Source organism: Actibacterium sp., assembly GCF_041584535.1.
GTDB lineage: Bacteria > Pseudomonadota > Alphaproteobacteria > Rhodobacterales > Rhodobacteraceae > Actibacterium_D.
Map to the genome: position 1 here is coordinate 1 of NZ_JBFHDW010000059.1, position 10,751 is coordinate 10,751.

At 62.8% G+C, this 10,751-nt stretch carries 11 protein-coding genes and 1 tRNA gene; 5 read left to right on the forward strand and 7 right to left on the reverse strand.

Annotated elements, in window-relative coordinates; translation table 11 throughout:
- The coding region (gene tyrS, locus ABYW26_RS04655; RefSeq protein ID WP_372603627.1) for a tyrosine--tRNA ligase at window positions 1-957 on the reverse strand (957 nt) is incomplete at its 3' end.
- Between the two features lie 68 nt (window positions 958-1,025).
- Here tyrS and ABYW26_RS04660 point away from each other — a divergent pair.
- Complete coding sequence (locus tag ABYW26_RS04660; protein WP_372603628.1) at window positions 1,026-2,120, forward strand: anhydro-N-acetylmuramic acid kinase; 1,095 nt, start codon at window positions 1,026-1,028, stop codon at window positions 2,118-2,120.
- A gap of 37 nt (window positions 2,121-2,157) precedes the next feature.
- Here ABYW26_RS04660 and ABYW26_RS04665 read toward each other — a convergent pair whose 3' ends face one another.
- Together ABYW26_RS04665 and ABYW26_RS04670 are read right to left on the reverse strand one after the other, a co-directional pair.
- Window positions 2,158-2,664 carry a DUF1097 domain-containing protein gene (locus tag ABYW26_RS04665; RefSeq protein ID WP_372603629.1) on the reverse strand — a complete coding sequence of 169 codons (507 nt, stop codon included), beginning with the start codon at window positions 2,662-2,664 and terminating at the stop codon, window positions 2,158-2,160.
- 143 nt (window positions 2,665-2,807) lie between these two features.
- Window positions 2,808-3,236, reverse strand: coding sequence for a cupin domain-containing protein (locus ABYW26_RS04670; protein WP_372603630.1), 429 nt, complete (start codon window positions 3,234-3,236; stop codon window positions 2,808-2,810).
- 55 nt (window positions 3,237-3,291) lie between these two features.
- On the opposite strand from ABYW26_RS04670, the gene ABYW26_RS04675 reads away from it, so the two are divergent.
- Window positions 3,292-3,367 (forward strand) — tRNA-Val (locus ABYW26_RS04675).
- Window positions 3,368-3,451: 84 nt separating this feature from the next.
- Here the strand turns inward: ABYW26_RS04675 and ABYW26_RS04680 are convergent.
- From ABYW26_RS04680 to ABYW26_RS04690, 3 genes are all read right to left on the reverse strand, one after another.
- Window positions 3,452-4,627, reverse strand: coding sequence for a hypothetical protein (locus ABYW26_RS04680; RefSeq protein ID WP_372603631.1), 1,176 nt, complete (start codon window positions 4,625-4,627; stop codon window positions 3,452-3,454).
- A 99-nt stretch (window positions 4,628-4,726) separates the two neighbouring features.
- A complete protein-coding gene (locus ABYW26_RS04685; protein ID WP_372603632.1) occupies window positions 4,727-5,476 on the reverse strand; it encodes a DsbA family protein in 750 nt (249 codons plus the stop codon).
- A gap of 84 nt (window positions 5,477-5,560) precedes the next feature.
- Entirely contained in the window at window positions 5,561-6,910 is a 1,350-nt protein-coding gene (locus ABYW26_RS04690; protein ID WP_372603633.1) for a M48 family metalloprotease, read from the reverse strand.
- Between the two features lie 59 nt (window positions 6,911-6,969).
- On the opposite strand from ABYW26_RS04690, the gene ABYW26_RS04695 reads away from it, so the two are divergent.
- Window positions 6,970-8,115 (forward strand): pyridoxal phosphate-dependent aminotransferase, encoded by a 1,146-nt coding sequence (locus tag ABYW26_RS04695; protein WP_372603634.1) that lies wholly within the window; start codon window positions 6,970-6,972, stop codon window positions 8,113-8,115.
- Window positions 8,116-8,176: 61 nt separating this feature from the next.
- A complete protein-coding gene (locus ABYW26_RS04700; RefSeq protein WP_372603635.1) occupies window positions 8,177-9,397 on the forward strand; it encodes an N-acetylmuramoyl-L-alanine amidase in 1,221 nt (406 codons plus the stop codon).
- On the opposite strand, the gene ABYW26_RS04705 is transcribed toward ABYW26_RS04700, so the two are convergent.
- Window positions 9,387-9,989 (reverse strand): trans-aconitate 2-methyltransferase, encoded by a 603-nt coding sequence (locus ABYW26_RS04705; protein ID WP_372603636.1) that lies wholly within the window; start codon window positions 9,987-9,989, stop codon window positions 9,387-9,389. The two genes, ABYW26_RS04700 and ABYW26_RS04705, sit on opposite strands and share 11 nt — an antisense overlap.
- 155 nt (window positions 9,990-10,144) lie before the next feature.
- Between ABYW26_RS04705 and ABYW26_RS04710 the strand changes: the two genes are divergently transcribed.
- On the forward strand, window positions 10,145-10,751 hold a 607-nt coding region (locus tag ABYW26_RS04710), incomplete at its 3' end, for a transglycosylase domain-containing protein (RefSeq protein WP_372603637.1).

Here is a 10,751-nt window from a genome sequence, read left to right on the forward strand (position 1 = left end):
AGCTTCGGAGGCGGCGCGGCCATGGGCCAGCGCGGTGACCTCGTTGGCCAGAATGATCTTGGCGGCGTTGATCTCGGATCCTTCCAGCGCGCCCAGACGCTCGCATTCCTCAAGCGGCAGCTCGGTATAGAGCTTCAGGAACCGCCCGACATCGGCATCGGTGGTGTTGCGCCAGAATTGCCAGAACTCATAGCTGGACAGCATATCCTCGTTCAGCCAGATCGCGCCCGATTGCGATTTGCCCATCTTCTTGCCGTCCGACGTGGTCAGCAGCGGCGAGGTCAGGCCGTAAATCTCGTGATCCAGAACCCGGCGGGTCAGGTCGATCCCGTTGACGATATTGCCCCACTGATCCGAGCCACCCATTTGCAGCAAGCAGCCATAGCGGCGGTTAAGCTCAAGGAAATCATAGGCTTGCAGGATCATGTAGTTGAATTCAAGGAACGACAGCGATTGCTCGCGGTCCAGACGCGATTTGACGCTTTCAAACGACAGCATCCGGTTGACGCTGAAATGGCGGCCGATGTCGCGCAGGAAATCCAGATAGTTCAGGCTGTCCAGCCATTCGGCGTTGTTCAGCATCAGCGCATCGGTCGACCCGTCGCCAAAGCTGACATAGTTGGTGAACACGCGGCGGATACCGGCGATGTTGCTGTCGATCTGATCGGGCGTCAGCAGCGGGCGTTCATCGGCGCGAAAGGACGGGTCACCCACCTTGGTGGTGCCGCCGCCCATCAGGACGATCGGCTTGTGGCCGGTCTTTTGCAGCCAGCGCAACATCATGATCTGGATCAGGCTGCCCACATGCAGCGATTTCGCCGTCGCGTCAAAGCCGATATAGGCAGGCACCACCCCTGCGATCAGGGCCTCGTCAAGCGCCTGATAATCGGTGCAATCGGCCAGAAAGCCGCGCGTCATCATCACACGCAGGAAGTCTGATTTGGGGTGATAGGTCATCGGGTCTCTTGTCCATCGCTCGGGTTTCGGCCACTCATATATCGGGCTGCGGTATGAAGGGGAAGGCCATGTTGAAATCCGGTCCGGTTTGTGCGCTTGGCACAATGTCGGGAACTTCGCTGGATGGGGTGGATGCGGCGGTGGTTATGACCGATGGCCACAGCATCCTGTCCTTTGGCGATGTGGCCTATCGGCCCTATTCCGAACCCGAGCGCGCGGTGCTGCGGGCGGCGCTGGGGCGCTGGCCGGGCGACGATGGCGTCGAGGCCGCCGCCGAGGTGGTCGAACTGGCCCATGCCGCCGTGCTGGCGCGGTTCCGCGATGCCGGGCTGATCGGGTTTCACGGCCAGACCCTTGCGCATGACCCGCATGGGCGCGGCACGCATCAGGCGGGCGATGGCCGGGTGCTGGCACAGGCGCTGGGGGTGCCGGTGGTCTGGGATTTCCGCAGCTCGGATGTCGAGATGGGCGGGCAGGGTGCGCCTTTGGCACCGTTCTTTCACTTCGCCTGCGCCAAGTGGATCAACGCCAGCGCCCCGGTGGTGTTCGTCAATCTGGGCGGTGTCGGCAATATCACATGGGTCGATCCGGCCAAGGACCGCCCCGAGGCCGAGGGCGCACTGCTGGCCTTCGATACCGGCCCGGCCAATGCGCCGCTGAATGATCTGATGCAGGCCCGGTGCGGTCTGGCATTGGACGAGGGCGGAGAACTGGCCGCAACCGGCGTGCCGGATGAGGCGGTGATCTCGGAGGTGCTGGCGGGGCCGTATTTCATGCGCATCCCGCCGAAATCGCTGGACCGCAACGATTTCCCCGACCTCGCGAACCGGGTGGCGCATTTGTCGGATGCCGATGCGGCGGCGACCCTGACCGCACTGGCGGTCGCAGCCGTGGCGCGCGGGTTGGAGCATTGCCCGTCGCCGCCCGAGCGCCTGTTGGTCACCGGGGGCGGGCGGTTGAATCCGTTGATGATGGAAATGCTGATCGAGCGCTGCGGCATTCCCGCCGTTCAGGTCGAAGAGGTCGGGCTGAATGGCGATATGCTGGAAGCACAGGCCTTTGCCTATCTGGCGGTGCGGGTGCTGCGCGGGTTGCCGACCTCTTGCCCGTCGACCACCGGGGTCGCGGCGGCTGTGGGCGGCGGGCGCGTCAGCCGCGGATAAAAAAGGGGGCGCCAGACCCGACGCCCCCTTTTGCGGATTACTCGGCCGCGGCGGGCTTTGCCACCATGGCGCCAGCGATCTTTTCCGACACAAAGCCAAAGCCGTTGCCCAGCACAAGGCTGATCAGCACCATCACTGCTGCCTTGCCCAAAGCTGCCGGATCGGCCAGCGCCACGCCGGTCAGCAAGGTGAAGGCTGCGGTCGAGGCATAGCCATATACCCCGGCCGGAATGGTCGACAGCGCCGGAACATGCGCGCCCAGCACCAGCACGACGACCGACAGGCCGACGATGATCGAAGTCACGATGACCGAGCCGCCAACCGTAGCGACGACGAACAGGGCGATAGCCGCGACCACCATCCCCCAGCTGTGGTTGATGGCCGATTTGACAAAGCCATCGGTGCCACCGCCGGTGTGATAGAAACTGCCCCAGCCGATAAACAGGGCCCAGACCTGAAGGCCTGCGCTGTTGCCGAGGCACAGCCAGGTTGCGACCGCGGCCAGCGCGCCGATCGAGATCGCCAAAGCATTGATAAGGTTCATGTTACATCCTCCCAAAGATGCCGCTGTGCCCCGGATATTCGGCGGCACGCGGTGGCGGGATGGTAAGCGTGACCGGCACGCGGCCCTATTCGACCATGGTGTATTGAACCAAGGTGCCGATTTGGGTCAGAACCGCTGTCCGGTCAGGCGCGGGGGATGTCAAAGCCCGGCGGTGCCATTTCGAACCCGGCGAACTGAAAGCCGGGGCTGACCGTGCAGCCGACCAGCGTAAAGCGCCCGGTGGGCCGCGCCGCCTGCCAGTGACCGGCGGGCACGATGATCTGCGGGCTTTGCCCGGCGTCCAAGTCAGGACCCAGCAGATGATCCCGCGCCGGGCCTTGCGCGTCGCCTGCCAGCGACAGGATCAGCGGATCACCGGCGTAAAAGTGCCATATCTCATCGGCATCGACCCGGTGCCAATGGCTGTGCTGACCGAATTCCAGCAGGTAATAGATCGCCGTCCCCGCAGGCCGCGCCCCCTGCGCCGCCGGGGCGACCCATGTCTCGCGATACCACCCGCCTTCGGGGTGGGGGATCAGGTTCAGGCGGTCGATCAGGTCTTTGGCGGTCATGGCAATTCAGGGGTTGCAGTCGGCCCGATCCCTGCGATAGAAGCCGCTGCGGAACGGGTCGTTAGCTCAGTTGGTAGAGCGCTTCGTTTACACCGAAGATGTCGGGAGTTCGAGCCTCTCACGACCCACCATTCCCTCCGATCCTTGGCTTTTGTTTTCCAGTCGTCCCCTTGGACGTTGAAACCACGCGCGTTGGGCGTCAATATCCGATCCCTTCAGATAAAGCGAAAGCGGCGTCTGATCGAAAAGCCCATGAACAGCAGCATCCCAAGCGAAAAGATCGCGTGAAAAAACGTCAGCGTTGCGCCAAGCGCGGTGTGAGGCACCACCAGTGCGCGGTTGCTCAGGATGTTCCACGGAGAGATGACGTTTTGCAGGGTGCTGACCCCGGCCCGGAAAAAGTCATCTGGGCCACTATCCGGCAGAACCGCCAGTGACGATTGCCAGCCGGTCAGGGTTTCGGACCCGATATCGGTGCCCAGTATCAGCATCACCAAGAAATACAGAACCGCCGCCCCAAGCAGGCAGGAAATGGGGCGCAGCGGCGACAGGCCGAACCCGCCAAAGGTCTTCCAAATCCACATTACGCCTTTGGCCCAACCTCGGGTATCTGCGTATTCGATCTGCAACTCTGTCGATCTGGCCAGATGTGCGACTTCGGAGTTTCCCTTTCCCTGCGCCCAGCTAAACAAGTCTGCAAAGGTTTGCCGGTCCAATGTCGGGAGTTGATACGCCACCGTTTCGTCGATGGATTTCAGGAGTTTCTCTGATGCGCCGCCGCTGAGATATTCTGAACCGAAAGTGACGTTATGCAGCCGGATATCGCGGCACATCTGCGCCCCTTTGATTCTTAGTTCGATTATCGTGCTATTGGAGACGTGGAGGTCCATATCCGACAGGTTTTTGCTCAATTGCAGCAGCCCGATTTTCGAGTTGCGAATTTCAAGCTTAGGAGGAGAAACTGTCCCGTGAACGGTGACCTTCAAGGCGCGTACATTTTCCAGAACAATTGGCCCACTGGCAATGTCGATGTGAGTGGCCGCAAGGTTCTGAACCCGAAAATTTGGAGCATTGCCGATTGAATGAATGCTTAAAATTCTAAGTGGGAATGTCGTTTCAAGCGCGCGTGGAGGGCCAATTTGGGTGGGAATATTGTCGGCGCGGCTATTAATTGAAAGCGCAACACTCGGTCCATGTTCCAGTTTGTTCAAGATAAATGCCGGTGCTTCTTCGGCATTGCAGAGTTGAGCTTCACTGCTTGGCGCGCGGGTTCGACTTAGACCTCCATTCGGGTCTGAGAATGTATATGAGTGATCGTTACCCGGCACTTTTACGGCGGCCAGATCTGCGAAATCCTCGCCACCTTTGGCGATTTTTCTTAATTCGGACAAATGGGGTTCCTTTGGCGGGATAATGGCGGCTTGGAAAAGGCTTCGCCAATATCGTCCCAGAAATCCGAAATTTTACAAACTATTTTGCCCCTCAGCCGCTTAATCCGCGCGCACCTCCGAGACCATTTGCTGCATGTCGGCCAGCGGCGCATAGCCGCGCAGCATGCGGTCGTCCATCACGAAGGTCGGGGTGCCGCCGATGGCAAGGCGCTGGGCCAGCGCATAGTTGGCGCCGATCACGTCGTTGACCTCGGGCGCGGTCATGCGGGCGACGATGGCGTCGCTGTCCAGATCGTGTTTGTCGGCAAGGCTGGTCAGGCTTTTGATCGAGAATTTGCCACGATAGGTCATCAGCGCATCGTGGACCTTGGCATAGGCCTCGTCCCCGGCAACTTGCAGCGTGGCGATGGCAAAGCGTGAGGCCAGTTCCGATTCCTCGCCCAGAATGGGGAATTCCTTGACCACAAAGCGGATATTGCCGTCGGTCTCGATCAGGGCGTTCACCTCGTCATAGGCTTTGCGGCAATAGCTACAGCGATAGTCCATGAACTCGACCAGCGTGATGTCGCCCTTGGGGTTGCCACCGGACCATGAATAGCCGTCGTTGAAGATATCCTTGGCATTGGTGCCGATCAGGGCGGCGTCAAAGGCGGCTTGCTGGCGCTCGCGGCGTTGTTCCAGCACCAGCTGGGCCTCGTTCAGCACTTCGGGATTGTCCAGCAGATAGGCCCGGACTTCGGCCCGAAAGGCGTCGCGCTCGGTGTCGGTCATGTTCGACAGGTCAGTCGCCACGGCGGGCGCGGCCAGGGTCAGAACGGCCAGGACGCTGGCAAGGATCAGGCGGGTCATCGGGTCTCTCCGTTTTTCGGTCCGGACAGCTATTTCATAGGCTGGGCCGGGGGGCAATCGCTATGCACAATGATGTTATGGCAGCTAGCCGGCCTGTTTCGCGGCCCGCAGGATGTCCTGCGCCCGCCGCCACCCGGGCGAGCCATTCGGCAACTGGTCCGAGGCGCGTTTGGCATGGATCGCCGCATTGTCCAGCTGGCCCAGAACGGCGTAACGCTCGGCCGTGGCCAGCGAGGCCATGCCGTTGTTTCCGGCCCGCGCATAGGCCACCGCCAGATCACGCAGCATCCTTGGGTCGAAGGCATCGCGCTGGCGGGATTTTTCCAGCGCGCTAAGGGCCTTTTTGTTGCTGTCCTTGCTGTTCACCGCCAACAGCGCCCGGCCATAGCCTGACAGGATCAGCGCGTCATCAGGGCGCAGGGTCACCGCCTTGGCATAGGCGGTGACCGCCGGGCCAAAGTTACGCGATTCCAACAGGATCTGGCCGCGCAATTCCTGCACGAACGCATCGTCGGGCCGCTTTCGGGTCAGCTTGTCGATCTCGGACAGCGCCGCCTTGGGGTCGGGCTTGCGGTGATAGGCGATGGCGCGGCGCATCAGGGCAAGGTCAGAGGTATCCGACGTGCCGACCTTGCGCAGTGTGAACGACGGCGCTTGCAGGAACGCCCCCAGTTTGCCCTGAGCGCGGGCGAACCAGTAATCCGCATCCGGGTGCTCGCGCACATAGCCCTTATAGGCGGCGGCAAACCCGTTCAGCGCCCGGATCCGGTCCTGCGACAGCGGGTGCGTCATCACATAGGGGTCCTGACGTTCGGCGCTCAGCGCGGCCTGACCGCGGAACAGCTCCAGCACATCCAGCATCGCCTTGGGATCAATCCCGGCCCCGGCCATATAGCGCGCCCCGGCATGGTCGGCCGAAGATTCCTCGGCCCGGGTATGGGCAAAGAACAGGCGCTGGGCGCTTGACACCGATCCCATCGCCACCCCGGCAATCGCTGAACTGTTGCCCCCGGCCAGTGCCGCCGCCGCTGACAGGATCATCGCCATGGTGGTGAATTGGCTGGCACTGTGCAGGTTCGCGGTGCGGCGGGTGATGTGGCCATTGGCGATATGCGCCATCTCGTGCGACAGCACCGCCTGCACCTGCTGCGCCGATTTCAGCCGCAGCAACAGGCCGGAATGCACAAGGATGGTCTGATTGTCGCCGACAAAGGCGTTCATCGTGCTGTCATTGACCACCAGCACCTTCAACTGCCCGCCATTCAGGCCCGCCGCACCCGCCAGCGGCTGTGCCAGTTGCGACAAGGCGTATTCGATCTCGGAATCGCGGATCAGCCCCTGCGCCGCCGCCGCGCCGGCACTGGCCAAAGCGAGGGCTCCGGCGATGCCCAGCCCGAACAGGTGCCGCACCCAGCCAGCTTTCCGACCCGCCATTGACTGTGCGCCGTGGCGCTGAAACAAGGTTTGCATACTGGCAGTCTAAGGAGGGTTCGATGCGAAGTTCAAGACGGGGCGAGGTCGATCCCTTCATTGTGATGGATGTCATGGAAGCCGCCCGTCAGGCCGAGGCCGCAGGCCGCCACATCATCCACATGGAAGTCGGCCAGCCCAGCACCCCGGCACCCGGCGCTGCCCGCGCCGCGCTGGCGGGGCTGCTTGAGACCGATCCGCTGGGTTATACCGTGGCGCTGGGCCTGCCCGAACTGCGCCAGCGCATCGCAAAGCTTTATAAAGACTGGTATAACGTCGATCTTGACCCGGCGCGGGTAATCGTTACCGCCGGGTCGTCGTCGGCATTCCTTCTGGCCTTTACTGCGCTGTTCGACACTGGCGACAAGGTCGGGATCGGCGCGCCGGGCTATCCGTCGTATCGACAAATCCTGCATGCGCTGGACATCACCCCGGTGATGATCGAAACCGCCGCCCGGAACCGGTTTCAGCCGGTTCCCGCCGATCTGACCCCTGATCTGGCCGGGCTGATGGTGGCCTCGCCCGCCAATCCCACCGGCACCATGTTGGGCCGCGACCAGATGAAGGCGCTGATCGACGCCTGCGCCGCTAATGGCACCGCCTTTATCAGCGACGAGATTTATCACGGCATCGAATATGACAAAAAGGCCGTCACCGCGCTGGAGATCAGCGACGAGGTCTATGTCATCAACTCATTCTCGAAATATTTCTCGATGACCGGCTGGCGCGTCGGCTGGATGGTGGTGCCTGCCGATCACGTCCGCAAGATCGAGCGGTTGGCGCAGAACATGTTCATCTGCGCGCCGCATGCCTCGCAGGTCGTGGCGCTGCATGCGATGGATTGCCTGGACGAGGCCGAAACCTATATGGCCGTTTACCGCGAAAACCGCGCCCTGATGATGGAGGGGCTGCCCAAGGCGGGCTTTGACCGCATCGCGCCGCCCGATGGCGCGTTCTATGTCTATGCTGATGTCAGCCACCTGACTGACGACAGCCACGCCTTTGCCGCCGAGATTCTGGAAAAGGCCGGGGTGGCGGTGACGCCGGGGCTGGATTTCGACGCCGAGCGCGGTGGCGGCAGCTTGCGGTTCTCTTACGCCCGCGCCAGCGATGATATCCGTGAAGGCCTGCGCCGTCTGGCGGCGTTCATGCAGGCGCGCCAGGCCTGATGGCCCGGCTTTCCGCGCGACGGGCGGGGCGTTATACTGCGCAAAACAGGCAAGGCGGGTGATGAGCAGGATTTTCGCGATATGTGCGGCGCTGTGGCTGGCGCTGGCGAATGGCGGCGCAGCGCAAGAGCTGTCAGCGCTGGCGCGGGTCAATCCGACCGGATCGTCGCTGGCGGATGCGGGGCGCGGTATCGAACTGGTGCTCGACCTGTCCCAGCCGGTGCCCTATGCGGTGCGGCTGCTGGATCAGCCGCCGCGTCTGGTCATTGATTTCCGCGAGGTCGACTGGAGCGGTCTGGACCTTGCAACCCTGAACCGGGCAGGGCGCGTGATCGCTGTTCAAACTGGCCCGGTGCGGCCCGGCTGGTCGCGGCTGGTGGCTGAATTGACCGGCCCGTTCGGCCTGAGCAGCGCGGCGCTGATCCGCGATGATGCCAGCGGGCGCGGGCGTCTGGACCTGCGGCTGGACCCGGTCGCGCCCGAAGCCTTCGCCACTCAGGCGGGTCCGGCGCAATCGGCGCTGTGGGGGCTGCCCGCGCCCGAGGTTCTGCCACCGCCGCGCGCCCGTCAGGATGGCTCGCGCCCGGTGCGGGTGGTGCTGGACCCCGGCCATGGCGGTATCGACCCCGGCGCAGAGCGTGACGGCGTGGTAGAGGCCGACCTGATGCTGACCTTTGCCCGTGAAATTCAGGACGCGATGTCGCGCGCCGGGTTCGACGTGGTTCTGACCCGCACCGACAACAGCTTTGTCCCGCTTGAGGCCCGCCTGTCGGTGGCGCGGGCGGCGGGGGCGGATGTGTTCCTGTCGCTGCATGCCGATATCGTTACCGAAGGCCGGGCCTCGGGGGCGACGGTCTATACCCTGTCCGACAGCGCCTCGGACCGCGCGTCCGAGGTATTGGCCGAACGCCACGACCGCGCCGACCTGCTGGCCGGGGTCGATCTGGCCGAAACCGATGATGTGATCGCCGGGGTGCTGATGGATCTGGCCCGGACCGAGACCGCGCCGCGATCCGAGCGGCTGGCCGATGCCTTGGTGGCGGGGCTGAAATCTTCGGTCGGGCGGATGCACAAACGCCCGCATCTGTCAGCCGGGTTCTCGGTGCTGAAGGCGCCGGATATTCCATCAGCCCTGATCGAGATCGGCTTTTTGTCCTCGCCCAAGGATCTGAAAAACCTGACCGACCCCGAGTGGCGCGGCAAAGCGGCCGAAGGTATTCGGAACGCTGTTCAGAAATGGGCGCAGGACGATGCCGCGCAAGGCGCTTTGCTTAGGCAGTAGCGACCGAACGCGCCAGCCAGACCGAATGCCCGCGACAATCGGGGTCTTCGGGCACGAAGGAGATCACTTCGAACCCGTGTCGGGCCAGCAATTTGCGATATTCCTCGGGCGACAGGCTGGCGTGATAGACGGTTTCGCCCTCGACCTCGCCAATCGCCTCGCCTGCGGCCTGACCCGAGGTGAACATCAGCACGCCGCGCGGCGCGGCATGGGCGGCGAACACCGCGAACATCGCCCGCTGATCGTCGGCAGACAGGTGGAAAAAGCTGTTCCACGCCAGAATCGCGTCATAGCGCCGGTTCAGGTTCAGCCCGCGCATATCGGCATGGACGGCCTCGGCGTTGGGCAGCGAGGCCTGAAACAGATCGATCATCTCGGCCGCACCATCGACGCCGGTGACCCGGGCGCGGCGGTCGTTCAGATAGGTGGCAATCGGCCGCCCGGTGCCACAGCCAAGGTCCAGCACCCGGCGTCCCGGCGCATGGGCCAGCATCCGGTCCAGCCAGCGGCGTTCGAACAGGGATTTGTCGCGGCTGCGGGCGAAACCGGCGGCGACTCGGGAATAGGTGGTCAGGATATCTTCTGGGCGCATAGCCGAACCGGCTAGGCTTTTGCGCGGGCGGACGCAAGGCTCACACGTCGCAGGGACGGCCAGACGGCGTTTTTTAGCCGATCCCGCGTCGGGTTGTTTTTGACCCCGGCCCGCGGTCTGCCTATATAGCAGGTGCTGTTAGTGGGAGCGCACCTTTGATCCGGTTTATCCTGTCCTTTTTCGGGGCGTTATTCAGCTTTGCCACCAATGGCATGGTCATGGCGGCGCTGATGCTGGGCGCGATCTTTTGGATGTATGCCCGCGATCTGCCCGATCACGAAGACCTGTCGAACTATGCGCCGAAAACCATCAGCCGCATCTATTCCGGCGAAGGCCGCCTGATCGACGAATTCGCTGACGAGCGCCGCCTGTTCGCGCCGGCCGATGAAATCCCCGATCTGGTGAAACAGGCGTTCATCTCGGCCGAGGATAAGAATTTCTATAGCCACAAGGGCTATGACGCGCGTGGCATTCTGGCGGCGGCGATTGATGCCGCGAAAAGCCGGGGTAAGAACGTGCGCGGCGCTTCGACCATCACCCAGCAGGTGATGAAGAACTTCCTGCTGTCCGGCGACCGCACCGGGGAGCGCAAGGTCAAGGAACTGATCCTAGCCACAAGGATCGAGAAAAGCCTGAACAAGGACCAGATCCTTGAGCTGTATCTGAACGAGATCTTCCTTGGTCAGAACTCGTATGGCGTGGCGGCGGCCGCCCAGACCTATTTCAACAAGACTTTGGCCGAACTGGCCCCGCAAGAGGCCG